At 73.4% G+C, this 25,811-nt stretch carries 20 protein-coding genes; 8 read left to right on the top strand and 12 right to left on the bottom strand.

Annotation, left to right across the window (positions count from 1 at the left end; translation table 11 throughout):
• The first annotated feature begins 221 nt into the window (after positions 1-221).
• Entirely contained in the window at positions 222-6,110 is a 5,889-nt protein-coding gene (locus AC4IJH_RS00755; RefSeq protein WP_490849441.1) for an amino acid adenylation domain-containing protein, read from the top strand.
• Between the two features lie 60 nt (positions 6,111-6,170).
• Here AC4IJH_RS00755 and AC4IJH_RS00750 read toward each other — a convergent pair whose 3' ends face one another.
• Together AC4IJH_RS00750 and AC4IJH_RS00745 are read right to left on the bottom strand one after the other, a co-directional pair.
• The gene (locus AC4IJH_RS00750; protein ID WP_490849440.1) at positions 6,171-7,340 is read right to left on the bottom strand and encodes an MFS transporter; all 1,170 of its coding nucleotides are present in this window, start codon (positions 7,338-7,340) and stop codon (positions 6,171-6,173) included.
• 465 nt (positions 7,341-7,805) lie between these two features.
• Complete coding sequence (locus tag AC4IJH_RS00745) at positions 7,806-8,783, bottom strand: SGNH/GDSL hydrolase family protein (protein WP_490849439.1); 978 nt, start codon at positions 8,781-8,783, stop codon at positions 7,806-7,808.
• Positions 8,784-9,079: 296 nt separating this feature from the next.
• Between AC4IJH_RS00745 and AC4IJH_RS00740 the strand changes: the two genes are divergently transcribed.
• Both AC4IJH_RS00740 and AC4IJH_RS00735 read left to right on the top strand, forming a co-directional pair.
• Positions 9,080-9,559, top strand: coding sequence for an Lrp/AsnC family transcriptional regulator (locus AC4IJH_RS00740; RefSeq protein WP_490849438.1), 480 nt, complete (start codon positions 9,080-9,082; stop codon positions 9,557-9,559).
• A 24-nt stretch (positions 9,560-9,583) separates the two neighbouring features.
• A complete protein-coding gene (locus AC4IJH_RS00735; protein WP_490849437.1) occupies positions 9,584-10,270 on the top strand; it encodes an HAD family hydrolase in 687 nt (228 codons plus the stop codon).
• 191 nt (positions 10,271-10,461) lie between these two features.
• Here AC4IJH_RS00735 and AC4IJH_RS00730 read toward each other — a convergent pair whose 3' ends face one another.
• The 3 genes from AC4IJH_RS00730 to AC4IJH_RS00720 all read right to left on the bottom strand — a co-directional run bounded on the left by AC4IJH_RS00730 (position 10,462) and on the right by AC4IJH_RS00720 (position 12,716).
• Positions 10,462-11,364: a Vgb family protein gene (locus AC4IJH_RS00730; protein WP_490849436.1), complete on the bottom strand. Its 903-nt coding sequence runs from the start codon at positions 11,362-11,364 to the stop codon at positions 10,462-10,464.
• A gap of 118 nt (positions 11,365-11,482) precedes the next feature.
• Positions 11,483-12,316: an alpha/beta fold hydrolase gene (locus AC4IJH_RS00725; protein WP_490849435.1), complete on the bottom strand. Its 834-nt coding sequence runs from the start codon at positions 12,314-12,316 to the stop codon at positions 11,483-11,485.
• A 175-nt stretch (positions 12,317-12,491) separates the two neighbouring features.
• Positions 12,492-12,716 carry an MbtH family protein gene (locus tag AC4IJH_RS00720; RefSeq protein ID WP_490849434.1) on the bottom strand — a complete coding sequence of 75 codons (225 nt, stop codon included), beginning with the start codon at positions 12,714-12,716 and terminating at the stop codon, positions 12,492-12,494.
• A gap of 542 nt (positions 12,717-13,258) precedes the next feature.
• Between AC4IJH_RS00720 and AC4IJH_RS00715 the strand changes: the two genes are divergently transcribed.
• From AC4IJH_RS00715 to AC4IJH_RS00705, 3 genes are all read left to right on the top strand, one after another.
• A complete protein-coding gene (locus AC4IJH_RS00715) occupies positions 13,259-14,617 on the top strand; it encodes a hypothetical protein (RefSeq protein ID WP_490849433.1) in 1,359 nt (452 codons plus the stop codon).
• Positions 14,618-14,824: 207 nt separating this feature from the next.
• The gene (locus tag AC4IJH_RS00710) at positions 14,825-16,081 is read left to right on the top strand and encodes an MFS transporter (RefSeq protein WP_490849432.1); all 1,257 of its coding nucleotides are present in this window, start codon (positions 14,825-14,827) and stop codon (positions 16,079-16,081) included.
• The gene (locus tag AC4IJH_RS00705) at positions 16,056-16,616 is read left to right on the top strand and encodes a GNAT family N-acetyltransferase (RefSeq protein WP_490849431.1); all 561 of its coding nucleotides are present in this window, start codon (positions 16,056-16,058) and stop codon (positions 16,614-16,616) included. Before AC4IJH_RS00710 ends, AC4IJH_RS00705 begins: the two co-directional genes overlap by 26 nt.
• 110 nt (positions 16,617-16,726) lie before the next feature.
• Here AC4IJH_RS00705 and AC4IJH_RS00700 read toward each other — a convergent pair whose 3' ends face one another.
• The 3 genes from AC4IJH_RS00700 to AC4IJH_RS00690 all read right to left on the bottom strand — a co-directional run bounded on the left by AC4IJH_RS00700 (position 16,727) and on the right by AC4IJH_RS00690 (position 19,260).
• Positions 16,727-17,170: a cation:proton antiporter gene (locus tag AC4IJH_RS00700; protein WP_490849430.1), complete on the bottom strand. Its 444-nt coding sequence runs from the start codon at positions 17,168-17,170 to the stop codon at positions 16,727-16,729.
• A 217-nt stretch (positions 17,171-17,387) separates the two neighbouring features.
• The gene (locus AC4IJH_RS00695; RefSeq protein ID WP_490849429.1) at positions 17,388-17,969 is read right to left on the bottom strand and encodes a TetR/AcrR family transcriptional regulator; all 582 of its coding nucleotides are present in this window, start codon (positions 17,967-17,969) and stop codon (positions 17,388-17,390) included.
• Between the two features lie 103 nt (positions 17,970-18,072).
• Positions 18,073-19,260 carry a winged helix DNA-binding domain-containing protein gene (locus AC4IJH_RS00690; protein WP_490849428.1) on the bottom strand — a complete coding sequence of 396 codons (1,188 nt, stop codon included), beginning with the start codon at positions 19,258-19,260 and terminating at the stop codon, positions 18,073-18,075.
• A 245-nt stretch (positions 19,261-19,505) separates the two neighbouring features.
• Here AC4IJH_RS00690 and AC4IJH_RS00685 point away from each other — a divergent pair, with 245 nt between their 5' ends.
• Positions 19,506-19,919, top strand: coding sequence for a VOC family protein (locus tag AC4IJH_RS00685; RefSeq protein WP_490849427.1), 414 nt, complete (start codon positions 19,506-19,508; stop codon positions 19,917-19,919).
• Positions 19,920-19,939: 20 nt separating this feature from the next.
• On the opposite strand, the gene AC4IJH_RS00680 is transcribed toward AC4IJH_RS00685, so the two are convergent.
• The 4 genes from AC4IJH_RS00680 to AC4IJH_RS00665 are packed head-to-tail and all read right to left on the bottom strand — an operon-like array spanning position 19,940 to position 24,813.
• On the bottom strand, positions 19,940-21,100 hold the full coding sequence (locus tag AC4IJH_RS00680) for an XdhC family protein (protein WP_490849426.1): 1,161 nt from the start codon (positions 21,098-21,100) through the stop codon (positions 19,940-19,942).
• A 13-nt stretch (positions 21,101-21,113) separates the two neighbouring features.
• On the bottom strand, positions 21,114-23,264 hold the full coding sequence (locus tag AC4IJH_RS00675; RefSeq protein WP_490849425.1) for a xanthine dehydrogenase family protein molybdopterin-binding subunit: 2,151 nt from the start codon (positions 23,262-23,264) through the stop codon (positions 21,114-21,116).
• On the bottom strand, positions 23,261-24,262 hold the full coding sequence (locus AC4IJH_RS00670) for an FAD binding domain-containing protein (protein ID WP_490849424.1): 1,002 nt from the start codon (positions 24,260-24,262) through the stop codon (positions 23,261-23,263). Before AC4IJH_RS00670 ends, AC4IJH_RS00675 begins: the two co-directional genes overlap by 4 nt.
• Complete coding sequence (locus AC4IJH_RS00665; protein WP_490849423.1) at positions 24,259-24,813, bottom strand: (2Fe-2S)-binding protein; 555 nt, start codon at positions 24,811-24,813, stop codon at positions 24,259-24,261. Before AC4IJH_RS00665 ends, AC4IJH_RS00670 begins: the two co-directional genes overlap by 4 nt.
• Positions 24,814-25,185: 372 nt before the next feature.
• On the opposite strand from AC4IJH_RS00665, the gene AC4IJH_RS00660 reads away from it, so the two are divergent.
• Positions 25,186-25,764 carry a TetR/AcrR family transcriptional regulator gene (locus tag AC4IJH_RS00660; RefSeq protein WP_490849422.1) on the top strand — a complete coding sequence of 193 codons (579 nt, stop codon included), beginning with the start codon at positions 25,186-25,188 and terminating at the stop codon, positions 25,762-25,764.
• The last annotated feature ends 47 nt before the right edge of the window (positions 25,765-25,811 follow it).

Below are 25,811 nucleotides of genomic sequence, written 5' to 3'. Positions count from 1 at the left end.
AGGCTAGGGAGGGTTTGTCGAAAAAGCGTCGCCGGAACGGACCATCCACGCTCGTCCCTTGGGAGGGTGCCGCCTCCTCCCGAGTGACGAACGCGCGTCGGGCGCGCGGCCGATGATGCCCGCGTTGTGCGGCGCCTAGGGTCTGTGGCCCGTACGCCCGAGAACGCCGGACGACGCCGCACGCGGACGCCGGGCGCCGAGTCGACGAGGAATCCCACGAGATGGCCCACCAGGCAATGACGGTTCTCGCCGCCCTGCGCGAGACGGCCCAGCGCACCCCCGACGCCCCGGCGATCGACGACCCGGAAGGAACCCTGCGATACGGCGAACTGTGGCGCACGGTCGAGCAGTTGGCGGGACGGCTGCGGGAGAGCGGCATCGAGGCAGGCGACCGGGTCGGGGTGGCGGTGGACCGTTCCCGGCACACGGTGCTGTGTCTGCTCGCGCTGGCCAGGGCGGGGGCGGCCTATGTCCCGCTGGACGGGGCGCAGCCCGCCCAGCGGCTCGCCCGTATGCTCGCGGGCTGCTCGGTACGTACGGTGATCGGGCGGGGCGAGATGATCACCGCGTTTCCGGCGGGGCTGCCGGTGCGGTGCCTGCGGGTGGAGGCGGGGGCGGAGATTCGGGTGGAGGAGGACGCGGAGGGCCGGGTGGAGGCGGATGAGGGGGCCTTGGCGCCTGGCGGCCGGGCCGGGCCGGTGCCCCCGCAGATGCCCGAGCCGCCGCCCGAGGACCTCGTCTATGTGCTGCACACTTCCGGGTCCAGCGCGGACCCCAAGGGCGTCATGGTCCCGCACCGCGCGCTGTACGCCTCGGCGCGCTCGCTGATCGGGCTGTGCGGCATCGGTCCGGGCGACCGGGTGCTCAGCTTCGCGTCCCTGGTGTGGGACACCAGCGGCGAGGAGATCTACTCCGCGCTGCTGTCCGGGGCGACGCTGGTGATCGATCCCGCGGCCACCAGCGGTTCGGTGCCGCAACTGCTCGACGTGGTGCGGCGGCGCGGTGTGACGGTCGTGGACCTGCCGACGTCGTACTGGAATGAAGTGGTGGCGTATCTGGGGCTGCTCGACGAGGACGAGGGCGGTCCGCCGGATGGGGGCGGGCCGCTCGGCGAGGACGCCGGGGGGCCCGCTGTCGAGGAGCTGCTGCCGCCGTCCCTGCGGCTGGTGATCATCGGGGGCGAGGAGGTGCGGCCCGCTCCGGTACGGGCCTGGGCGGCGGCCGTGCCCGACCGGGTGCGGCTGCTCAACACCTACGGCCAGACGGAGACGGTGCTCGTCTCGCACGCCGCCGACCTGGGCGGTGCGGTGGGCCGGGGGCTCGCAGCGGGCGACCGGGTGCCGATCGGCGGCCCCCTGCCGCATGTGCGCCAGCTGCTCGTACCGCCGGCGAACGGCGCCGCGGAGGGCGGACGTTCGGCGAGCGACGCTCCGCGGCGGTACGAGCTGCTGGTCGGCGGGGCGTCCTTGGCGCTCGGGTACGCGGCGGCGCCGGAGGCCACGGCCGAGCGGTTCACCAGCGAGGCGGACGGCGCGGAGCGCTACTACCGCACCGGTGATGTGGTGGAGCAGGATGCGCAGGGCCGGCTGGCGTTCATCGGCCGGGTGGATCGCCAGGTGAAGGTGCGCGGGCATCGGGTGGAGCCGGAGGAGGTCGAGCGGACGCTGCTGGGGCACCCCGGGCTACGGGCCGCTTCGGTAGCGCCCGTCCAATCGGCCAGTGGTGACCTGGAGTTGGTGGCGTCGGTGGTTCCGGTCGCGGCGGAGCGTACCGGCGGGCTCACGGGCGAGGCGGTACGGGGCTGGCTGGCCGACCGGCTGCCCGCCTACCTGCTGCCCGCCCGCGTCGCCGTCCTCGCGGAGCTGCCGCTGCTGTCCAGCGGGAAGGTGGACCATCGGGCCACCATCGCCGCCCATCAGCCGCGGCCCGCCCCTCCCGCCTCTCCCCCGGGTACGGATGTCGCCGACGAGCTGGCCGAGCTGTGTTCCGCGGTCCTGGGCGCTCCGTGCGCCGCGGATGCGGACTTCTTCGCGGCGGGCGGCAACTCGCTGCTCGCGACCCGGCTGATCTCACGGGTGCACCGCAGGTACGGCGTGGGGCTCGGCTACGCCGATGTCTTCGAGCGCCGCACTCCGGCTGCCCTGGCGGCGGCGGTGCGCGACCGGCTGCCCGAGCAACCACCAGCGGCAGAAGCGGTGTTGGGCCGAACGGAGCCGGCGGGCGAGGTGCCGCTGTCGTACGCCCAGCAGCGCCTGTGGTTCCTGAACCGGCTGGGGCACGGTACGGCGGCCGCGTACCACATCCCCTGGGCCGTACGGCTGTCCGGAGCCCTGGACGTGGCAGCGCTGCAGGCCGCGCTGCGCGATGTGGTGGAGCGGCACACCAGTCTGCGTACGGTCTTCACCGAGCACGACGGCGTCCCCTACCAGGCGGTGGTGGACACGGCCGAGGCCTGCCCCGGCCTGACGGCCGAGTCCGTGCCGGAAGGTGATGTGGAGGAGCGGCTGGCCGAGTTGGCGGTGCAGCCCTTCGATCTGCGGGCCGATCTGCCGTGGCGGGCCAGGCTCTTCGCGGTGGGGGACGGCGAGTGGGTGCTGTTTGTGCTGTTCCATCACATCGCCATGGACGACTGGTCGATGCGGCCGCTGTTCCAGGACCTGTCGCGGGCCTATGGCGCCCGGTGCGCGGGACGGCCGCCGGGCTGGTCGCCGCTGCCCCAGCAGTACGCCGACTACGCGCTGCGCCAGCGGCGGGACCTGGGCGAGCAGGGCGACCCCGGCAGCGTGGTAGCCCGCCAACTGGACTACTGGCGCCGCCAACTCTCCGATCTGCCCGACCAGTTGAGTCTGCCTGCCGACCGTCCACGCCCGGCCGCGATGAGCTACCGGGGCGGCTCGGTCGCCTTCGAGGTGGACGCCCGGACGCATCGCGGTCTGCTGGAGCTGTCCCGGGAGAGCCGGTGCAGTCTGTTCATGGTCTTGCATGCCGCGCTCGCGGCGCTGCTGGCGCGGTGCGGCGCCGGTACGGACATCCCCGTCGGGGCACCGGCGGCGGGCCGCGCCGACGAGGCGTGGGACGACCTGGTCGGCTTCTTCGTCAACACCCTCGTGCTGCGCACCGATGTGTCGGGCGAGCCGTCCTTCCGGGAGCTGCTGGAGCGGGTGCGCGAGACGGACTTCGCCGCGTACGCCCATCAGGACGTGCCGTTCGAGCGGCTGGTCGAGCTGCTGAACCCGGACCGGACGCTGTCCCGCAATCCGCTGTTCCAAGTGATGCTGGTGATGGAGAACGCCCCGCAGGCGGTGGTGGAGATGCCGGGCCTCACCGCGTCCCTCGACCCGGTGCCCACGGGGGCCGCACTCTTCGATCTCGTCGTCACCGTCGCGGAGCAGCCGTCCGCCGACGGGGCCACCGGAACCCTCGACTTCAGCACGGACCTCTTCGACCGTCAGACGGCCGTGCGGCTGGTGGACGGGCTGCTGCGCGTCCTGGCCGCGGCCGCCACCGACCCGGACCTGCCCCTCGCGCAGATCGACCTGCTCGGCGACGCGGAACGGCGGCGTCTTCTCGTCGACTTCAACGACACCCACGCCGAGGTGCCGCAGGACGGCCCGTACCGGCTGTTCGAGGCGCAGGCCGCGCGCACCCCGCACGCCACGGCGGTGGTCACGGCGCAGGGCGAGCTGACCTACGGCGAACTCGACGCCGCCGCCTGCGAGTTGGCGCGAGAGCTGGCCGGGCTCGGCGCCGGTCCGGAGCGCTGTGTGGCGCTGGCGCTGCCCCGGGGAGCCGGTGCGGTCACGGCCGTGCTGGCGGTCCTGAAGACCGGTGCGGCCTATCTGCCCCTGGACCCCGAGCACCCTGCCCAGCGCAACGCCTTCATCCTCGACGACGCGGCCCCCGTCGCTGTGCTGACGACCCGTGGGACGGCGGAGCAGCTGCCGGACCGGCCCCCGGTGCCCCGGCTGCTGCTCGACGGCCCCAGGACGCCGGACCGGGCGGCGCTCCCGGCCCCGGACCACGACCCGGGCCGCCCGGCGTACGTGATCTACACCTCCGGCACCACGGGGCGGCCCAAGGGCGTGGTGATGACCACCGGCGCGCTCAGCAATCTCCTCGCCTGGCAGGCCGGCCAGCTCCCCGGCGGCCCCGGCACCCGTGTCGCGCAGTTCACCGCGCTGACCTTCGACGTGGCCACGCAGGAGATCCTGTCCGCGCTGACCGCGGGAAAGACCCTGGTGATCCCGTCCGACGACGTCCGGCGCGACCCGCAGGCGCTGGCGCGCTGGCTCCAGGAGCAGGGGGTGCACGAGCTGTACGCGCCGAACCTCGTCATCGACGCGCTCTGCCGGGCCGCGCACGAGCAGCGGCTCGGCCTCCCGGACCTGCGGGATGTCGTCCAGGCCGGGGAGGCGCTGGCGCTGGGCGAGCGGGCGCGGGCGTTCTTCGGGCACCCGGGGCGGCGGCTGCACAACCACTACGGTCCGTCCGAGACGCATGTCGTGGCCGGGCAGGTGGTGTCCCCCGAGGAGCTGGCCGGTCCCGCCCCGGCCCCCATCGGGCGGCCCGTCGACAACGTACGGCTGTACGTCCTGGACTCACGGATGCAGCCGGTGCCCCAAGGGGTGCCGGGCGAACTGTTCGTGGCCGGGGCGGCGCTGGCGCGCGGCTATCTGGCGCGGCCCGGGCTGACCGCGCGGCGGTTCGTGCCCGATCCCTTCGGGGCGCCGGGAGCGCGGCTGTACCGCACCGGGGACCTCGTACGGATGCGTACGGACGGCGCGCTGGAGTTCCTGGGCCGTGCCGATGGGCAGGTCAAGATCCGGGGGCTGAGGGTGGAGCCGGCCGAGATCGAGGCGGTGCTGGCCCAGCATCCCGGGGTGGGGCGGGCGGCCGTGGTCGTACGGGAGGACCGGCCCGGCGAGCAGCGGCTGGTGGCCTATGTCGTGGCCGTCGAGGGCGCTGCCGCGCCCGATGCGCGGGAGCTGCGCGAGCACGTCGCGGCCGCCGTCCCGCGCGCGATGGTGCCGGCCGCGTTCGTCGCGCTGGAGCGGCTGCCGCTGACCGCGCACAACAAGCTGGACCGCCGGGCGCTGCCGCCTCCGGACGCCGCGCAGGAGCACCGGGGGCGGGCGCCGGCGCCGGGCCGGGAGAGCGAGCTGAGCGAACTGTTCGCCGAGGTGCTGGGTGTGGCGCGGGTGGGCGCCGAGGACAGCTTCTTCGAGCTGGGCGGCCATTCGATGCTGGCCGCGCAGCTGGCCGGGCGGGCCCGGGCCAAGCTCGGTGCGGCGCTGGAGCTGCGGGATGTGTATGCGGCGCCGACGGTCGCGGGGCTGGCCGCGCGCATGGAGCCGGGATCCGGGGGCGGCGAGGAGGGTTTCGGCGCGCTGCTGGCGCTGCGCTCGCAGGGTGCGCTGCCGCCCGTGTTCTGTGTCCATCCGGCGACGGGGCTCGGCTGGTCGTACGCCGCGCTGCTGCGCTGGATGCCGCGGGAGCGGCCGGTGTACGCCCTGCAGTCGCCGGGGCTGGCCGGAGCGGGGCCGCTGCCGGGCAGCGTCGCGGCGCTGGCCGACGCGTATGCGGCCCGCGTACGGGAGGCCCAGCCCGAGGGGCCGTACCATCTGGTCGGCTACTCCTTCGGGGGTCCGCTGGCCCATGCGATGGCCTGTGCGCTGCAGCGCGACGGGCAGGAGGTGGCGCTGCTGGCGGTGATCGACGGCTCCCCGATGGGGCCGCCCGGCCAAGAGGCGGGGGACGACGCGGAGTTCGCGTCCGAGGTCGCCGAGCTGATGAGTCAACTGCGCGGCGATACGCAGCACTTCGCGGCGATCGACGCGGACCACCGCGGGCGTATGCGGGAGTTGACCGAGCATCACGCTCGGCTGCTGCGGGCCCATGCTCCGGCCGCGTATCGAGGGGACCTGTTGCTGTTGCGGGCGCGGCCCGGCGAGCAGGAGCCGGGGTGGGGTGCGCAGGCCTGGCGGCGGCATGTGTCGGGGGCGATCGGCGTCCATGACGTGCAGGGGCCCACGCACTGGCAGATGCTGGAGGACCCCTTTGTGGAGCAGGTCGCCCGGCTGATCGCGGACCGGCTCGGCGTCCGGGGCTGAAGCCCGCTGGCCGACGGGCGGCGTGTGGTCCGCGGGCGCGTCGTGGCCGGTCGCGCGGTGTCAGGTCTTCGATGCCTCCGCGGTGGCTTCGGCCGGGTGGGCGGCGCGGGGGTCCGGGCCGCTGCGGACGGGCGGGCGCGGTGCGGCGTGGCGGCGGTCGCCCAGGGCGCCGATGGCGGTCAGGACGAGGGTGAGGGCAACGCCCGTGTACAGGGCAGTTGAAGGCGAGGCGACCTTCTGCACCAGGCCGGCCAGTACCGTGGCGACGCCGTCGCCGACGCCGATGGCCGCGTACATCATCGAGAAACCGGCCGCGACGGCGTGCGGCGGCAGCACCTCGCGCAGGGAGAGGCTGCGGGCGACCTGGACTCCCGACTGGAGCACTCCGGCGCCGAGCAGGGCCAGTGCGATCCAGAGCAGTGCCGAAAAGGTCGCGGCCAGCGCCACGCAGGCCGAGGAGGCGAGCAGCAGCACCAGGCTCTGCGCCCGCAGCCCTCCGGGCCACTTGCGCAGCCCGTAGAAGAAGGCGCCGACGGCCGTGGCGACGGCGTATCCGGCCATCAGCCAGCCGGTCCACTGCAGGGCGATGCCGCGCTGCTCCAGCAAGGCGGGCAGGACCAGTTCGGCCACCGCGAACAGGGACAGCGCCGCGGCGGCGGTGGTGTAGACGGGCCAGGCCATGGCCAGGGTCCGCAGCATCGAGACGCCGTCGGGGCGATGGCTGTCCGCCGCCGTCCGGCCCTGCGGCAGTGCCAGCAGGCCCAGGGCCGCGAGGGCGGCGAGGGCGGCGGCCACCAGCAGCGGGACCAGGGGGTTCACGCTCAGGGCCAGGGCTGTGGCCACGACGGGCGCGACGGCCCAGATTCCGTAGGTGAGGATCGTCTCGGCGCTGAGCGCCTGGGGCACCGCGCGCTCGGGCACCAGTGTGGTGAGCATCGCGCGCAGTCCGCCGGGCGCCGCGGCGGGCGCGCCGCCCGCGACGAAAGCGCACCCCGCCACGACGGCGAGGTGCGCACCGGTGCCGTGCGCGAGGGCCAGGCCGGCGAACGCCGCGGCCCCCACGGCCAGTCCGTACACGATGGCCCGCCGGGCCTGTTGAGGGCTCAGCCGCGCCCCGAGCACCGCGGCGCCGACCACCTCGCCCAGGACGTAGGCCGCGGCGAGCATGGCTCCGACGGAGTATCCGCCGGGCCGTTCCCGTACCAGAAAGACGAGCGCGAGCGGTGTCATCGCGACAGGAGCGCGCGCAGCGATAGTGATGAACATCCAACCGAGCACGCGACGCGTGGCCAGTTCCCCGTATGGCATAGCCGGACACTAATGCCCCACGCACGGGCATGCCTCACCATTAGTTAATCCAGCGCCAGTTGGTTACTTCCGGGACATACGAGGTGCATCGGGTGTCCGTTTTCGGCCAGAGGGCGGGGCGCCGCGGCCGGCACAGCGGGTCGGCCACTCCGTCACTCCCCCGTTCGACAGCCTTCAGCAGGGCAAGCTCAAGGGCAAGGACCGTATCGCCCTGGTCACCGCGGCGCTGGATACGGCCGCCCGGCACAAGGTGCACCTACCGCCTTGGGCGGGTTCACGGCGGGAAGGGGCAGGCCGAGCTCGGCGAGGCGGCCGCGGGCGTCGGGCATCGTCGCACCCCCATGATCTGGGCCATGGCGCGATTCTTCCACCCGCCCCTTGCGGGCGCTACGCCCTCGGTTTCTTCGCCGCCTTGAGCACCATCGCGGTCTGATGGTCGGCGCCCAGCTCGTTGGGGTGGAGCGGGGCGGCCAGGCCCGGCGGGTTGGCGGTCAGCGGGAGAAAGCCCTCGACCCACTTGGTGCCGGGGAGTTGGCAGACGTCGTGGCCGATGCTGCCGGAGTAGGTGTCCACGAGCCGTACGTCCAGGCCCTTGGCGTCCTTGCGGGCGCGGTCGACGGCCCTGCCCAGGACGGTGTTCAGCTCCTTGAGCTTCTCGCCGAGCCACATCAGGTCGCCGTCGTTGGCCTGCACATGCGGGAAGCAGCCGCGGTCCAGGGGTACGCCCGCGAGGTAGTCCACGACCAACACCGTGGCCTTGGGCGAGAGTTGGTGGGTGCGCCGCACGGCCCGGTAGACCTTGTCCTCGACGGCCGCGATCCGCCGGGACATCTCGTCCACGCCGCCCTTGACCCAGCCCTTCTTGCACTGGCCGCCGAGCGGCGCGGGCAGGCTCAGGCCCGGCAGCAGTTCCAGTGAGGGCAGCAGGTTGAAGCACCCGGCGGCCGCGCCCGCGAGCCCGGCGTCGTTGCCGCCGATGCCCATGGTGACCAGGTCGGTGGTGCGGGTGAGCCGGTCGAACTGCGGTGGATTGACGCCCTTGATCACGCCCAGGTAGTTCATCTCCTGGGCGGCCGCGAAGTCGTCGGTGGTCGCGGCTCCGCACGTGGCATCCCGGAAGCGGGGGACGCCCAGCGACTTGGCGACCTTCTTCGGGTAGTTCCAGGTGGACTGGAAGCAGGCGTACGGGACGTGTTCGGTGGACACGTTGGTCAGCAGGGCGACATCCGCGGACCAGGAGTCGCCCAGCGCCACGTACTCCTTGTACTGCGGGGCGGGCGCCGCGTGGGCGGGCAGCGCTGCGGCGAGCAGCGCGCCCGCCACCGCGGCGGCGCGGGCCGCGAGGGACCGGCGGCGAAATCTCAACGGGACTCCCGAAGGGGTGAGGGACAGGACGTGCTGCGCCCATCCAGCACGGTCGGCCGGGGCTCGGCCGAGCACGCTCACCGCTGGTTCACCCGTACGCGTACAGCCCGTGGTCCACCGGTGCGACCTCCTCGTTCGGCCCAGCCCGTTCCGGCTATGCGGCGGGGCACGGGCCACCGGCGGACCGGGCCGATGGACCGATAGGTCGTGGCGGGAGTGAGCCATTGGTACAGTCGCGAACGATCGCTGTCGCTCGTGACGCACATCGTTCTCGCTCGTGAGGAGGCCTGCGGACCATGGCCGTGGATGCGCTGGACGCGAAGATCCTCGAACTGCTGCTGGAGCAGCCGCGTACGAGCGTGCGGGAGTACGCGCGGATTCTGGGGGTCGCCCGCGGGACCGTACAGGCGCGGCTGGACCGGCTGGAGCGGGACGGAGTGATCACGGGGTACGGCCCGCGGCTCTCCCCCGCGGCGCTCGGCCACCCCGTACTCGCCTTCGTGCACATCGAGGTCACCCAGGGGCATCTCAAGGAGGTCGCGGACGCGCTGGCCGAGGTGCCGCAGATCGTCGAGGCGTTCTCCACGACCGGCGGCGGGGACCTGCTGACGCGGGTGGTGGCGCGGGACGCGGCGCATCTGGAGGACGTCATCCAGCGGCTGATCCAGCTGCCGGGTGTGGTGCGGACGCGGACGGAGGTGGCGCTGCGCGAGCGGGTGCCGCACCGCATGCTGCCGCTGGTCGAGGCCGTGGGCGGGGCCGCGGGGCCGCGCTGATCGCGCCCTTGGCATGCTGGAGGTATGAGCATCTCCCCCACCACCCCGGTGATCTTCGACCTCGACGGCACGCTGGTGGACAGCGAGCCCAACTACTACGAAGCCGGGCGCAGGCTGCTGTCCCAGTACGGCGTGCGGGACTTCACCTGGGAGCGCCACACCGACTTCATCGGGATCGGCACCCTGGAGACCCTCCAGACGCTGCGGGAGGAGTTCGGCATCCAGGCTCCCTTGGAGGAGCTGCTGGCCGGGAAGAACCGGCTGTATCTGGAGCTGGCGCGGCAGCGCACCGAGGTCTTCCCCGAGATGCGCAAGTTCGTGGAGCTGCTGCATGGGGCCGGGCATCCGATGGCGGTGGCGTCCGGCTCCTCGCGGGCCGCGATCGAGGCAGTGCTCGGCGGTACGGGGCTGGACGCGCTGCTGACCACGGTGGTGTCGGCCGAGGAGGTGCGGCGCGGCAAGCCGGAGCCGGATGTGTTCGTGGAGGCGGCGCGGCGGCTGGGCGTGGAGCCGGGCGGCTGTGTGGTGCTGGAGGACGCGCCGCCCGGCGCCGAGGCCGCCCGGCGCGCCGGGATGCGGTGTGTGGCGATCCCGTATGTGCCCGCCACGGTGCAGGACCCGGCGTTCGCGAGCGCGGGGCTCCTCTTCGCGGGCGGGCAGCGGGAGTTCAGCGCGCAGGCGGCGTACGACTGGATCGTGGCCGGGGCGTGAGCGCTCCGCTGGGAGTACGGTGACGAACCCGCGGGCCGGTGGGGGCCGGTCGCGCAGTTCCCCGCGCCCCGTACCGGGCCCGCAAGCGCACCGGACGTCGACCCGCCCGCCGGGCAGGGCCGGAACGGGCGGAAGCACGGCGGGCCGGGGCGGTCGGTCGCGGCGAGGCCCTGTCCCACGGCGGGACCCCGCTACGGCCGTACGGCAAGCCGGGCCAGTGCCCCGGTCTCCAGCGCCGCCCACACCGCGCCGTCGGGACCGGTCGTGATGCCGTGCGGCTCGCTGCCCGGGGTCGGCAGGTCGTAGGTGGCGATCCGGCCCTCGGGGGTGATGCGGCCGATGCGGTTGGCGCCCCACTCGGTGAACCACAGGGCGCCGTCCGGGCCCGTGGTGATCGCGTGCGGCTTCGATTCGCGGTCCGGCAGCGGGAATTCGCGTACGGTGCCGTCGACCGCGATCCGGCCGACCTGCCCGGCGAACAGCTCCACGAACCACAGGGCGCCGTCGGGGCCTGCGGTGAGGCCGACGGGGGCGGCCTGCGGGGTGGGGAGTTCGTGGAGGGTGACCTGGCCGTCGGGGGTGATCCGGCCGATGGCGTTGGCCTGGTTGGCGGTGAACCACAGGGCGCCGTCGGGGCCCGCGGCGATGACCGAGGGGAAGCCGCCGCGCGTGGGCAGTGCGTACTCGGTGACCCGGCCGTCGAGCGTGATCCGGCCGATCCGGTCGACGGCGGACTCGGTGAACCACAGGGCGCCGTCCGGGCCCGCCGTGATACCGAGCGGGCCGGCGCCGGGGGTCGGCAGCGCGTAGGAGGTGGTCTCGCCGTCGGTGGTGATCCGGCCGAGGCGGTGTTCCTTGAACTCGGTGAACCACAGGGCCGCGTCGGGGCCTGTGGTGATCATGGTCGGTCCGCCGGTGGCGGTGGGCAGCGCGTAGGTGGTGGCCTTCCCGTCGGTGGTGATCCGCGCGATGCGGCCCTGGTGGACCAGCGTGCACCACAGCGCTCCGTCGGAGCCGGCGGCGAGGGCGTACGGGCCCGCGTCGGGGCCGGTGACGGTGAACTCCTGGACGGTGGCGCCGGGTCGGCTCGGCATGGGCGGTTCCTTTCCGCGGAGGGGCACGACGGTGCAGGGTACGGCCTGCCGGGCGCGGAGGTGATCTTGGGTCGGCACCTCCGCGCACCGGCGTGCCCGCGTCACGGGCCCGGTTCGGTCACCCGTGCTGTGCGGGCGCCGCGCCAGTGAGGAAGTCGGTGAGCAGCCGGTTGACCACCGCGGGCCGCTCCAGGTAGCCGAAGTGGCCCGTGTCGGCCACCACCTCGAAGCGGGCGCCCGGGATGGCCTGGGCGACCTCCTCGCCGAGGGCGGGCGGCGAGAGGCGGTCGTCGGCGAAGGAGACGACCAGGGTCGGTGCCGAGATCGCGGCGAACTCGGTGACGCTCCTGGGGAAGTCCGTCAGTGCCGCGGCGAACTGCTCCCGTACGCCCGCGGTCGGCCGTGCCGGTGCCATCTCCAGCATGGAGAACCAGTCCTCGGCGCCGATCTCGTCGCGCAGGCTGGCGGGCGAGAGGTTGGCCAGCGCGCCGAGCGCCACCCGTACTTCGGCGGGGAGGGTGACGCCGCTGTCGTATATCGCTATCTGGGCGCGGGAGAAGGCGGTCAGGGCGGCGTCGTTGCGCCCGCGGGCGGCCAGCAGCGCGAGCTTGTCCACCAACTGCGGGTGCCTGAGGGCCAGTTGCTGGGCCACGCGTGCGCCGAGCGAGGTTCCCACGACATGGGCGGGGCCCTGTACGACCTTTTCGATGAGGGCGGCGAGGTCGGCCGTCAGGTCGCCGACGGTGAAGCCCTCGGGGCACTCGGAGCTGCCGCCGACCCCGCGGCTGTCGATCGTGATCACCCGGAATCCCGCGTCGACCAGGGCGGGCACCTGGTAGGGACGCCAGACGCGGCCGGGCGAGCCCGCTCCCATGACCATCACGACCGGGTCTCCGGTCCCGGTCTCGTCGTACGCGAGGGTCACGCCATTGACATCGATCGTCTCGGTCACACCACTGTCCTTACTGTTCTGTGCCTGCTCGATCCCGTGGGCCGGGCCACGGGAGGTCACGGTGCGGCCGCTGCGGTGGGTGCGTCCGGCGCACGCACCCACCGCTCGGCCAGGTCATGGATGTCGCGCTGCGCGGTTTCTACGGATGGGCTCCGAGCCGATCCGGGCAGGGGGGTCAGCCGGCGGCGTCGGCCGCCGTCGCCTCGCGAAGGCTCCGCGGGCGCATATCGGTCCAGGTGCGCTCGATGAATTCCAGCACTTCCTGGCGGGAGGCCTCGCCGAATTCGATGCGCCAGCCGGCCGGCAGGTCCCGGAACGTCGGCCAGAGCGCGTACTGGTCCTCGTCGTTGGCCACGGCGTAAAAGCGGCCGTTCTCGTCGTCGAAGGGGTTGTTCGACATGGTGTCTCTCCATTTCGTGCGTCACTGCGAAGGGCCGAGTCGGCCTCCTGCCGGAGTGGAACAAACCTACGGCAGGTGCCGTCGCGTTCCGCCAGCCGGCCGTGCGTACCGGATTCGATCACCTCTCCACCGCCGAACACCAGGGTCCGTTTCGCGCTCGGCACGGTCTACAGGCAGGGGGCCACGACGGTGACGGCGCGCTCCTTCGCGCCATGGGGGACAGTGCGGTCTCCATGAAGGTCGCGCCCGCCGAACTGGGCCGTATCCACTCCGGACGGCGGGCGAGCACGCCACTGCCCCGGGGACCTCAATTCCCTTTCCCCGTAACTATTCTTGAGATCACTTCAATTGAAGCAGAGATCAGAAATAGGGAGTTGAAATCCCGATACCCAAAAGGAAGGATCTCCGATCGAGGAAAAGCCCGGCCGCATCCGGCCGGGCTGTCACGCATGAAGGAGCACGAAATGCCCCAGCCGTCTCCCCGCTTCTCCCGACCGCCGCCGGCCGGCCCGGGGACCTCGCCGAGGGGCCGCCGCCGGCGCGTGGCGCGCACAACGGCCCTGGTCTGCGCGGCCCTTGCGGGCGCAGTGGCGCTGGGCGGCCGCGGCACGGGCGCGAGGGGCGGCGCGGACTCCGAGGGCGACGGCGCCGCCGGAGCCCCCGAGGCGAAGGTGCTCGGCCAGGTGGCCATGCCCGAGGTCGGCGAACTGACCGGCGCCATGGGCATGTGGACCACCGAGCGGAACTTCGTCAAGGCCGAGCTCAAGAAGATCGTCGGATATCCGCTGGGCGGCGGCTCGCCGCAGTGGCGGATACCCCTTTCCGGCGAGGTCTGCTGGTCCTCACCGCAGCCCACCGAAGAGGGCCTGATCGCCGTCCTGTTCAAGAACGACAAGGACAGCCCCGCGGTCTGCACCGAAATCGGCCTGGTCGACCTCAAGAAGGGCAGGCTCCGCTGGCAGAAACAGGCTCGGGACTCCTACGGCTCCCGCCAGACCTTCGACGAGGTGACCATCGGCAACGGCACCGTCGCCGCCGCGGGCACCAGCGCCGCGGCGGCCTGGACCGTCGGCGGCGCACCGCTGTGGAAGCCCGCCTCCTCCCTCGCCGAATGCTCGGACGAGGGCTACGCGGGCAGCGACGGCAAGCTGATCGCGGTACGCGACTGCGGCGACACCGACCACCCCCGCCTGGAGGTCCAGACGGTCAACCCCCGTACGCGGGCGGTCACCTCGCGGTACGCCTTCGCTCCCGGCACCGAGCACGTCCACGTGGTGTCCACCGACCCGCTGGTCGTCGCCGCCGACAACGGCAAGGCCCAAGGGGACTCCGGCGTCGCGGAGTTCCTCTCCATCGACGACAGCGCGGCCCGCGGCAAGCTCCTCGCCAGGATCAGCGCGCTGGGCGGCGCCCATGGAAAGTACGAGGCGGACTGCCCCGCCACCGAGGTCACCGGCTGCACCCAGCTCGCGGTGAGCAAGCGGGCCGGCGCCCTCTACCTCGCCACCACCGAGCCCAAGAGCGCGGGTTCCGGCGCGAAGAACGACATCGTCGCCTTCGACCTGAGGACCGGCAAGGAGACCGGCAGGACCGCAGGGGCTGACGCGGGCCGTCTGGTCCCGATCGGGCTCGACGAGCGCGGCCAGGTGATCGCGTACCAGGAGAGCAACATCATGCGGGAGGAGGGCGGCGCGGTCTGGCGGATCGACCCCGCCACGTACAAGAAGACCAAGCTGCTCCAGAACCCCTCCGCCACCTACGAGATGGAGTCGCGGTTCGAGTCCGACCGCCGCGCCCTGTACGCCGCACAGCGCCTGTACCTGGGCGCGGACCACGTCTTCGAACCCTCCTCGGTCTACAAGAAGAAGCAGCCGCTCGCCGTCGTCCTCGGCACGAAGTAGCCGGCTCCTCTTCTCCCCCTGACAGGGCCGTGCCCCCGCTTCCCCGGGGCACGGCCCTCGCCGCTCCCGCCGCGTGAACCGCACGGTCTTGGGGAGGAGTGGAGGAGTTGACGCTTCTCTCCCCTGATCTCCCCGGATCTCTGCGGATCTCCGCGGATCTCCGCAGATCTCCTCGGGTTCCCCCTGATCTCCTCGGACGGTGGACGCATGGTGACGGACAGACCGGCGACCTGGCGCGGCGTGGCCGTCGTCGCGGCGCTCATGCTGGGCGCGTTCGCCTTCAACACCACCGAGAACCTGCCGATCGGCCTGCTGGAGCTGATCTCCGGCGACCTGGACCGCTCGCTCGCCTCCGTCGGCCTCCTGGTCAGCGGCTACGGCCTGACCGTCGCCGTCGTCTCCGTACCGATCGCCCTGGCGACCCGCCGCCTGCCCCGTCGGCCGGTGCTCTGCATCCTGCTGGCCGCGCTCTGCCTGGCGAGCACCGTGGCGGCGCTGGTCTCCTCCTACTGGGTGCTGATGGCCTGCCGCCTGGTCACCGCGGTGGCCCAGGCCCTGTTCTGGGCGGTGATGGGGCCGGTCGCCGTCGGCCTGTTCCCTCCGCACGTCCGCGGGCGCGTCATCGGCGCGCTGTCGGTCGGGGGGTCGCTGGCCCTGGTCCTCGGCGTGCCCGGCGGCACCTGGCTGGGCCAGCACAGCAGCTGGCAGGTGCCCTTCCTGGTGGTCGGCGCGCTCGCCCTCGCCCCGCTGATCGTGATCGCCACCGTTCTGCCGACCTCCCGCCCCGAGGAGAGCCACGCGGTGCGCGGCACCGCCCCCGACGCCCGCCGGTTCGCGCTCGTCCTGGCCGTCACGGCGCTCTCCGTCACCGGCGCCTTCGCCGGCTACACCTACATCTCCACCTTCCTCGTCGAGGTGAGCGGCTTCGCCCGGGCCTCGGTCGGCCCGCTGCTCCTCGTGCTGGGCGTGACCGGCATCCTCGGCGTCGCGGCGTACGGCCGGCTCCTGGACCGCTTCCCGCGCGCGACGCTCGCGCTGCCTGTGGCCACCCAGGCAGCGGCGCTGCTGGGCCTGTACGCGGCGGGCGCCGCGCGGCCGGTGGCCGTGGCCATGCTGGTGCTGCTGGGCGCCTCGCTGGGCCCGGTCTTCATGGCCACCCAGAACCGGGTGATGCACCACGCGCCCGCCCGCACCGAGACCGCCCTCGCGGCGAACGGCGCGGCCTACAACTCCGGAGTCGCCGCCGGCGCCCTCCTCGGCGGCCTCCTCCTGCCCGTCATCGGCCTGCCCGGCACCTTCCTCGTCGGCGGCCTGCTCACCGCCGCGGCCCTCGCCCTCCTCCTGTGCGAGCACCTCCTGGCCACCGGCGCCCGCGACGGCGCCCGTGAGAAGATCCTTTCGCAGTGCGCACCTGCTGTCCGGACCGTGGAAGGTGACGATGTACGCGATATCCCTGGGCGATGACGGCGCCGAGCTGCGCCCGCTGGAACCGTGGCGGGCCGAGGAGTTCCTGGCCCACATCGACCGCGGGCGGGAGTTCATCGGGCAGTACAACGGCCTGCCCGACGTCGTCACGGACCTGGCGTCCAGCCGGGACTTCCTCCAGCAGTACGCGGAGAAGGCCGCGGCCGACGCCGGTCACCTCTGCGGCATCTGGTCCGGCGGCCAGTTGGTCGGCGCGGTCTTCTTCCGGACGATGGACCCCGACCAGGGCGTCGCCGAGGCCGGCTGCTGGCTGGAGCCGTCGGCGGCGGGCAAGGGCCTGGTGACCCGCGGCGCACGCGTCCTCATCGACTGGGGAATCCAGGAACGCGGCATCCACCGCGTCGAGTGGTGGGTCGCCTCGGCCAACGAGCCCAGCATCGCCGTGGCCCGCCGCCTGAACATGACCAAGGAAGGCGTCCTGCGGGACAACTACCTCTACCGCGGCAAGCGCCACGACATGGAGATCTGGTCCGTGCTGGCCCCGGAGTGGCGGGCGAGCCGGCAGGCGCCGTAGGCCAACGCCCCATAAGGGGCGCGGGACCGCGCCGATGTGCGGCTCCGCCGCGTGGACGCGACCGGCCCCCACCCGCCTGCGCTGTCATGACCGCGCCTCCGGCGACATGCTCAGGGCCCGGCGGCGGACGGCTCGGCCGGAGCCGCCTGGCCACCCCCGTACTTGCGTTCGCGGGCCCGCTCCTCCTCCGTGTGCTCGACGTGCGCCATCGTCATACGGAGCAGGGGCGGGGCCATCAGCGAGGTGACGATGGCCACCAGGACGACGATGGTGTACATCTCCATGCCGAGCACCCCCAGCCGCAGGCCGACCATGGCGACGATGACCTCGATGACGACCCGGGCGTTCATGCCGGCGCCGAGCGCGAGCGACTCCCAGTGGCCCAGGCGGCTGAGCCGGGCGCCCAGATAGGCGCCCGCGAACTTCCCCGCGATGGCCACGGTCAGGACCACCAGGCCGGTCAGGGCGACCGTGCCGTTCGCCAGCAGGGTGAGGTCCATCCGCAGGCCCGCCATCGCGAAGAACAGCGGAGCGAGTACCCCGCGCGTGTCCAAAGGAGAGAGCCAGAGGAAGGAAGGGAGCCGGGCCGGGCCGTCGACAGCGCTGTGCCGGGCGCTCGGCTCCGCCGATCCGGGAATGCTAGCGGCGCTATTCGGTCACGCGTAAGGGCATGCGGACAAGAGGGGAAAAGGCTTCCGTAAGTCAGTCATGTCAGGACGTAAACCCCGTGAAGCAGCGTCCCTGACGCGGCCGTACGGCTCGGGAGGGCGGCTAGGACAGCGCGGGGTTCGGGGTGAGGATGCGGCGGAGGATCTCCTCGACCTCGGCGCGGGCGGGTGGCCGGGAGCTGGCCATGCCGCGCAGGGTGAGGCCGTTCATCGCGGCGGTGGCGGCCCGGGCCGTGGACGCGTCGACGTAGGGCAGCAGGGCGTTGGTGGTGGCCTCGGTGTACCGGTCGGCGAGGGGGCGCAGGGCCGGGCGGCGCAGCGCGGCGAGGTAGAGCTCCAGCTCGACGACCTCGTAGTCGCGGTTGGGTCCGAAGCAGCCCATCAGGGCGTCGGTCAGCAGCACGACGAGGTGGTTGGTGGTGAGTTCGGGCCGCTGGGCGACCCACTCCTGGAGCATCGCGGCATAGCGCTCGTAGGCCTGCCGCAGGGCGGCCTGGATCAGGTCGTCCTTGGTCGCGAAGTGGTACGTGGTCGCGCCCAGCGGCACGCCCGCCTCCTCGGCGACCGCCCGGTGGGTCAGCCCCTCGATGCCGCGGGCGGCGATGACGCGCTCCGTGGCGGCGACGATCTCCGCGATACGGCGCTCGGGGTCGCGGCGGCGTCGGCTGGTCGGCTCGGTGGGCATACGGGCGGGCTCCGGGCGGTAGGCGGATCATTACGGTACGTACGTACTGTACCGGGGTGTGCGGGTGGCGGGCCGACGGGGCGCCCGGGTGCCCCGCGCCCCGTCAGGAGGCGAGCTGCCGTTCCAGGGGTGTGCGGTACTGGGGCGTGACGCGCGTGGTGCCGAGGAAGGCGGCCAGGCGGGCGGTCTCGGCCTCGATGGCGGCGCGGGCCCGGCGGCCGGGGTCGGTCAGCAGGTGGTGGTTGATGCTGCCGTCGCGGCGCTGCGCCCAGGCGCCGACGATGGCGCCGTTCCACCAGAGGGTGGGCCCGATGTTGCCGTTGCGGTCGAAGAGAGCCGCCTTGTGGCCGGGGTCGAGGTAGAAGTCGCGGTGCCGCCAGCCCATGGAGGTGGGGTCGAGCCCGGGCAGCAGGGCGGCCCAGGGCTCGCCGTCGGGGGCCGCGTCCATCTCCTCGGCATCCTCGGGCAGCAGATAGCCGGTGCCCTCGTCCAGATCGACGGCTTCGGCCCCGGCGGCGGCCAGGGCCTGGCGGGTGTCGGTGAGGGTCCAGCCGGTCCACCACTTCAGGTCCTCGGCGGTGACCGGACCGAAGGAGGCCAGGTAGCGGCGCGCCAGCTCGGTCTTGGCGCGGGCGGCGGGGACCGGGCGCAGCGGCTCGGCCGGGGCCCAGCGGTACTGGCCCGAGGTCCACGAGCCCAGCGGCCGGGCCCGGCGGATGCGCCCTTCGGCGGCCAGTACGCCCAGGATCTGGGCCGAGACGCGCTGCCGGGACTCGTACGGCTTGCCCGGCGAGGTGACGATCTGCTCGCGCAGGTCCGCGACATCGGCGGCGAGTTCGGCGGCCGCCGCTTCGCCGCGCGCGGCGAGCGCCGCGAGGGTGGCGCGCTCGACGGCGGCGTAGCGGCGAGCGTCCCAGCCGCACGCCTCCTGGAGGTGGCGCATGGCGTGCGCACGGTTCTTCTCGGCGGCCCCCTTCGTCGTGGCGGAGTGCGCGATGCCCGCGAGCTCAGCGGGCAGCACGAACATCGTGCGGCGCATGCACCGGATGCGCGCCAGCTCCAGGTCCTCGTACAACGCCCGCTCCACCGCGGCGACTTCGGGCACCGCCATCCGGGCCGCCGCGGACAGGAACACGGTCGCCGGGTCGGTGGAGTGCAGCCCGACGAGCGCGTCGGCCACCTCCCGAGGCGTCTTGACCCGCGCCGGGCCGGCCAGCAGATGCGCCCGCCCGAGGCGGGCCCGGCGCTGGGCGGGGGTGATGCGGCGGCGGGCGGGGGTGTCGGGGGCCATGGTGACCGCCTCCTGATCGTGCACTGCGGGGAGCGAGGGCAAAACGTGTACATACGTACCGTAACCCGGCTCCGCGCGGCCGCACCCCGGACAGGGCCGCCCGAGCCGCCACATCCAAGCAGTGCGGCGCTTGGGCGCGCGCCAATTATGTCCCGATTGAACACCTCGCCGGACTGGCGTACGGTACGTATGTACAACTCCGGGGTGCAGTACAGCCCCCTCCCCTCGATCCCGGAGTGTTCCCCATGACCGGCTCTTCCCCGCACCCCGCCGTGACCGGCCGGGTGACCTCGTACGCCTTCTGGGGCCGCGACGCAAAGGCGCTCGCCGAGTTCTACGCCGCCGCCCTGGGCTGGAGGGTCGCCCGGGAATATCCCGACGAGAACGGCACCATCGCCGCCTACCTCGTCACCGACGGCAGCACGAGCTACGTCTTCTACACCGCCCGCGACTTCAAGGCTCCCAACTGGCCTGCGGAGGAGCTGCCGTTCCACCTCGACATCGCCTTCGACGACGTCGCGGCCGCCGAGAAGCGGCTGTTGGAGCTCGGCGCCACCAAGCCCGAGCACCAGCCCGGCGGCACGCACTGGACGGTCCTGCTGGACCCCTCAGGCCAGCCCTTCCGCATCAACGACGGCGCCTACGCCCCCAACGCGTAGCGGGCGGGCGGCACGCCCGGTCATGCGGCCGCGTGCGTGCCGCCTGCACCGGTGTCCCGCTCGCGCGCGTCGTGATGGATCGGTGTCCGCGCGCCGGTCAGCGGCACCCCGCTCCCGCCCCGCCGCACCGCGACGATCTCGGCCGCGATGGACAGCGCGGTCTCCTCGGGCGTACGGGCGCCCAGGTCGAGCCCGATCGGCGACCGCAACCGGGCCAACTCGCGCTCGCCGAGCCCGACTTCACGCAGTCGGCGGTGGCGGTCCTCGTGGGTGCGGCGCGAGCCCATCGCGCCGACGAACGCGACCGGCAGCCGCAGGGCCCTCTCCAGCAGGGGGACGTCGAACTTGGCGTCGTGGGTGAGCACGCACAAGACCGTACGCGGGTCGGTCCCGGTGCGCCGCAGATAGCGGTGCGGCCAGTCGACCACGACCTCGTCGGCCTCGGGAAAGCGGGCCCGCGTGGCGAAGACGGGGCGGGCGTCGCACACCGTCACGTGGTAGCCGAGGAACTTCCCCGTACGCACCAGGGCCGCGGCGAAGTCGACGGCACCGAAGACGATCATGCGGGGCGGGGGCAGCCGCGTCTCGACGAACAGGGTCAGGTCGGTGGCCGCGCAGCGCGATCCGCTCGCCGCGAGGCCGAGCGTGCCGGTGCGGCCCGCGTCCAGCAGGGCGCGGGCCTCGCCCGCCGCGGCGCGGTCCAGGTCCGGCGTTCCACCGAGGCCGCCCCGGTACGCGCCGTCCGGCCGTACGAGCAGCGCCCCGCCGAGGAGTTCGGCCGGGCCCCTGGCCACGCGTACGAGCGCCGCGGCCTCTCCTTGCGCCGCGGCCGAGAGGGCCGCGGCCACCACCGGCCTGGCCGGGGCGTCCGCCCCCACCGGGGTGACCAGGACCTCGAGCACCCCGCCGCAGGTCAGCCCGGCCGCGAAGGCGTCCTCGTCGCTGTAGCCGAACCATTCGAGCACCGCCTCGCCGTCGCGGAGCGCCTGTGCGCACAGCTCGTAGACCGCTCCTTCCACGCAGCCGCCGGAGACCGAACCGATCGCCTCGCCCGCGCTGTCGACGGCGAGGGCGGCGCCGGGGCCGCGCGGCGCGCTGCCGGAGACGGTCACGACGGTCGCGACGGCGAACTCCCGCCCCTCCTCGATCCACCGCTCCAACTCGGCGGCTGTATCAAGCACTTCGCTCCCCTCCTCATCCGCCACCTCCACGGGCTCCCGCCGGCGCGGTCCCCGCCATCAGTACGCGGTCGGGCCGGATGGGCAGGTCCCGGTGGCGCACTCCCGTCGCATGCCACACCGCGTTGGCGATCGCCGCCGCCGCTCCCACGATGCCGATCTCGCCGATGCCCTTGATCCCGACCGGGTCCTGCGGGTCCGGGTCGTCCACCCAGTCCGCCTCGATGGCCGGTACGTCGGCGTTGGCGGCGAAGTGGTAGCCCGCGAGGTCGGCGCCGACATGGCCGCCGGTGGCCCGGTCCCGGACCGCTTCCTCGTGCAGGGCCATCGACAGGCCCCAGGTCATGCCGCCGATGAACTGGCTGCGCGCGGTCAGCGGGTTGACGATGCGGCCCGCGGCGAAGATGCCGAGCATCCGGCGTACGCGCACCTCACCGCTGGTGATGTCCACGGCGACCTCGGCGAACTGCGCCCCGAAGGAGTGCCGTTCCTTCTGCGCGAGGGCGCCGACGGCCGCCGAGGTGTCCGAGCGGACCGTGATCCCCTGGGCCGGAATGTCGCCGCCCAGGGCGAGTTGCTGGCGCAGTTCGCCCGCCGCTTCCGTGATCGCCCAGGCCCAGGAGCGGGTGCCCATCGAGCCTCCGGCGACCATCGCGAAGCCGAAGTCGCTGTCGGCGATGCGCACCTGGACGCGGCTCGGTGCCACGTCGAGGGCGTCCGCGGCGATCAGGGTGAGCGCGGTCCGCGCCCCGGTGCCGACGTCCGCCGCGGTGATCCGTACGGTGAAGGTGCCGTCCGCCTCCGCGGTCACGGCCGCCGTGGACGGGGCGACGCCGGAGGGGAAGGTGGCCGCCGCCGTACCGGTCCCCAGCAGCCAGCGCCCTTCGCGGCGCGTGCCCGGGCGGGGATCGCGGCCCGCCCAGCCGAACCTGCGGGCCCCCTCCTCGAAGCAGGCGAGCAGATTGCGGCTGCTGAAGGGCAGCCCGGAGGCGGGCCCGACGTCCGGCTCGTTGCGCGCCCGCAGCGCGATCGGGTCCAGGCCGCACTTCTCGGCGAGTTCGTCCATCGCGGACTCCAGGGCGAAGGAGCCCGGCGCCTCGCCCGGCGCGCGCATGAAGGTCGGGGTCGGTACGTCGAGCGCCACGACCCGGTTGCCGGTGTGGTGCGCGGCGGCGTCGTACATCACTGCGGCCACGCCCGCGCTCGGCTCGACGAACTCGCGCACGGTCGAGGTGAGGCAGTGCGCCTGGTGCTGCAGCGCGCGCAGCCGCCCGTCGGCGTCGGCGCCGAGCCGGACCCGCTGCGCCGTGGGGCTGCGGTAGCCGACGAGCGAGAACAGCTGACGGCGGGTCAACACGATCCGGACCGGGCGGTTCAGGACGGTCGCCGCCATCACGGCGAGCACCTGGTGCGGGCGGATCGTCTTGGCCCCGAACGCGCCACCGACGTGCTCGGACCGCACCCGTACCGCGCCCGGGTCGAGGCAGAAGAGCCTGGCCAGTTCATCGGCCACGAACCGGCTGCCCTGGTTGGAGTCGACGACTTCGAGGCGGCCGCCGTCCCAGCGCGCCATCGCGGCGTGCGGCTCCAGCGCGCTGTGGTGCTCCTCGGGGGTGGTGTAGCGCTCGTCCACCACCACGGCGGAGGCGGCGAGTTCGGCCTCCAGGTCGCCCTTGTCCGTCCCCGCCATCCGGCCCGCGCCTTCGGGCGTGTACGTGCCGGGGTGCTCGGCCGAGAACGCGACGTCGTGCGGCTCCTGCTCGTACCGTACGACAAGCGCCTCGGCGGCCTCCCGTGCCTGCTCGGAGGTCTCGGCGACGACCAGCGCCACCGGCCAGCCGGCGTGCGGCACCCGGTCGTGCTGGAAGACCTGGACGATCGGGTCGGGCGGCCCGAAGGGGCCCACGTAGTCCGCGTCGACGCGCGGGGCGTTCTTGTGGTGCAGGACGGTCAGGACGCCGGGCATCGCCAGGACGGCAGCGGTGTCCACCGAGGCGATACGTCCGCGGGCGATGGTGGACAACACCAGCCAGCCGTGGGCGAGTTCGGCGTAGGGGATCTCTCCGGCGTAGCGGGCCGCTCCGGTGACCTTGTCCCGGCCCTCCACGCGGCTGTGTGCGGCGCCGACGGCGCGTGCGGCCGCGGTGGTGCCCGTCGTCGTGGTCATCGGGCGGCTCCCCTTGTCTGCTCGGTCAGCTCGGTCAGCACGGCCACGACGAGATTGCGCATCAACGTCACCTTGTATCCGTTGTGGGGCAGCGCCCGGGCGGCCGCCAGTTCGGCGTCCGCCGCGGCGGCACAGGTTTCGGCGCTCGCCGCTCCCCCGGTCAGCAGCCGCTCGGCCGCCCTGGCCCGCCAGGGCCTGGAGGCGACCGCCCCGAAAGCCAGGCGCGCCTCGTGTACGACGCCGTCCCGCACGTCCAGGGCGGCGGCGATCGAGCCGAGCGCGAAGGCGTAGGAGGCGCGCTCGCGCACCTTGCGGTAGCGGGAGGCGGCGGCGACCGGGGCCGGCGGCAGGGTGACGCCGGTGATCAGCGCGCCCGGCGGCAGCGCGGTCTCGCGGTGCGGGCTGTCGCCGACGGGCAGATAGAACTCCTCCAGCGGCACCTCGCCCGGCCCCTCCGCCGTCTCGTACGTGACCACGGCGTCGAAGGCCACGAGCGCGACCGCCATGTCCGAGGCGTGGACGGCGACACAGTGCTCGGACGCGCCGAGGATGGCGTGGTTGTGGTGCTCACCCTCGATGGCGGGGCAACCGCTGCCGGGGACGCGCTTGTTGCAGGGCCTGGACAGGTCGGTGAAGTAGCCGCAGCGGGTGCGCTGGAGCAGATTCCCGCCGACCGTGGCCATGTTGCGCAGCTGCCCCGAGGCGCCGGCCAGGACGGCCTGCGCCAGCGCCGGGTAGCGGCGCCGCACTTCGGGGTGGGTGGCGAGGTCGCTGTTGGTGACGGTCGCGCCGATGTGCAGCGCACCGTCCGCGGTCACCTCGATGCGGTCCAGCGGGAGTTCCCGTACGTCGATGAGCAGACCGGGCCGCTCCACCCCGCTCTTCATCAGATCGACGAGGTTGGTGCCGCCGCCGAGGTAGCGCGCGTCCGGATCGGCGCCGAGCAGGGCGAGGGCGCCGGGGACGTCGGGTGCGCGCCGGTAGCCGAACTCCCTCACGCCGCGGCCTCCTTGGTCTGCTGTCCGGCTCCGGCCGCCCGCGCGACCGCCTGGACGATGGACACATAGGCGCCGCAGCGGCACAGATTGCCGCTCATCCGCTCCCGGATCTCCTCGGCGCTCAGCGGCGGCACGCCCGCCTCGGGCCGTACGTCGTCGGTCGCCGCGCTGGGCCAGCCCGCCGCGTGCTCCTCGATCACGGCGACGGCCGAGCAGATCTGCCCCGGGGTGCAGTAGCCGCACTGGTAGCCGTCCAGGTCCAGGAACGCCTGCTGGACGGGGTGCAGCCGCTCGCCGTCGGCCATGCCCTCGATGGTGGTGATCTCACGCCCCTCGGAGGCGACGGCGAACTGCAGGCAGGAGACGGCGCGGCGCCCGTCGACGAGCACCGTGCAGGCGCCGCACTGGCCTTGGTCGCAGCCCTTCTTGGTGCCGGTCAGGTCCAGGTGCTCGCGCAGCGCGTCGAGCAGGGTGGTGCGGTGGTCGACGGGCAGGGTGTACTTCTCACCGTTGACCTTCAAGGTGATGGCGCTGGTCGTCGGTGGGGCCATGATCAGCCTTCTTTCGCGTGTGTGGTGCGCGGCGGGCTTCGGGGCGTGATCCTGTTCTCGGCACGATCAAGGAGGGTTCCGGCAGCTCCTGTTGCCCGCCACCGAGCTCGATTCAGGCGTCTTCCAGGGGCGGTTCGAAGGTCGTGCGGCTCGGTGCGCAGTGGCGTGGGCTCAAGAACCGCGGCGTACAGGGCAGGTGGGAAGCGCATCGCGATCGCCACGGGCCGTCCGTACCGACCGCACCTGCCGCTATGGTGGATCTAAGCGGACAGCTGTCCGCTAGCTTGGAACCTACCGGACAGTTGTCCGCTTAACAAGTGCCGGTCGGCTCAACACGCCCTGACCGCACCGCGATTGCCGTGAGGAGGCCGAGTGCCCGAGCGCAAAGAGACGCCGCTGCGCTCGGACGCGCTGCGCAATCGCGAGCGCATCCTGGAAGTGGCACTGGCGGAGCTGACGCGCTCGGCGGACACCCCGCTCAGCGCGATCGCCCGGAAGGCGGGCGTCGGCCAGGGGACGTTCTACCGCAACTTCCCCAACCGCGAGGCGCTCGTCCTGGAGGTCTACCGCTACGAGGTGCAGCAGGTCGCCGACGCCGCCGCCCAGTTGCTGCGGACCCGCCCGCCGGACCGGGCGCTGCGCGAGTGGATGGACCGCCTCGCCCAGTACGCCATGGCCAAAGCGGGCCTGGCCGATGCGATGCGCAAGGCCACCAGTGCGCACGGCGCCCTGGCCAAGGTGGGGCGCGGCCCGGTGACCTCGGCCGTCACCCTCCTGCTGACGGCGAACGAGGAGGCCGGCACCATCCGCCCCGGCGTCACCCCCGACGACTTCCTGCTCGCCATCGCCGGACTCTGGCAGCTCGATCCGCACGCCGACTGGCACCCCCGCGCCGGCCGCCTCCTGGACCTCGTCATGGACGGCCTGCGCACCGGCGCCCCGAGCCGCTGAACGACACACCGGGCCCCCGACCGTCCCCCTGGCCCACCGAGCGGCGC

Source organism: Streptomyces sp. UF-297 (genome assembly GCF_058245575.1).
This window is presented reverse-complemented; position numbering and strand designations above follow the sequence as displayed.

Bases quoted from the DNA above. Each gene is read 5' to 3' on its own strand.
- AC4IJH_RS00750 (WP_490849440.1), bottom strand. From the start codon at position 7,340: ATGACACCGCTCGCGCTCGTCTTTCTGGTACGGGAACGGCCCGGCGGA.
- AC4IJH_RS00705 (WP_490849431.1), top strand. From the start codon at position 16,056: ATGTACGCGATATCCCTGGGCGATGACGGCGCCGAGCTGCGCCCGCTG.
- AC4IJH_RS00690 (WP_490849428.1), bottom strand. From the start codon at position 19,260: ATGGCCCCCGACACCCCCGCCCGCCGCCGCATCACCCCCGCCCAGCGC.
- AC4IJH_RS00675 (WP_490849425.1), bottom strand. From the start codon at position 23,264: ATGACCACGACGACGGGCACCACCGCGGCCGCACGCGCCGTCGGCGCC.
- AC4IJH_RS00735 (WP_490849437.1), top strand. From the start codon at position 9,584: ATGAGCATCTCCCCCACCACCCCGGTGATCTTCGACCTCGACGGCACG.
- AC4IJH_RS00710 (WP_490849432.1), top strand. From the start codon at position 14,825: ATGGTGACGGACAGACCGGCGACCTGGCGCGGCGTGGCCGTCGTCGCG.
- AC4IJH_RS00720 (WP_490849434.1), bottom strand. From the start codon at position 12,716: ATGTCGAACAACCCCTTCGACGACGAGAACGGCCGCTTTTACGCCGTG.
- AC4IJH_RS00755 (WP_490849441.1), top strand. From the start codon at position 222: ATGGCCCACCAGGCAATGACGGTTCTCGCCGCCCTGCGCGAGACGGCC.
- AC4IJH_RS00665 (WP_490849423.1), bottom strand. From the start codon at position 24,813: ATGGCCCCACCGACGACCAGCGCCATCACCTTGAAGGTCAACGGTGAG.
- AC4IJH_RS00730 (WP_490849436.1), bottom strand. From the start codon at position 11,364: ATGCCGAGCCGACCCGGCGCCACCGTCCAGGAGTTCACCGTCACCGGC.
- AC4IJH_RS00740 (WP_490849438.1), top strand. From the start codon at position 9,080: ATGGCCGTGGATGCGCTGGACGCGAAGATCCTCGAACTGCTGCTGGAG.
- AC4IJH_RS00695 (WP_490849429.1), bottom strand. From the start codon at position 17,969: ATGCCCACCGAGCCGACCAGCCGACGCCGCCGCGACCCCGAGCGCCGT.
- AC4IJH_RS00685 (WP_490849427.1), top strand. From the start codon at position 19,506: ATGACCGGCTCTTCCCCGCACCCCGCCGTGACCGGCCGGGTGACCTCG.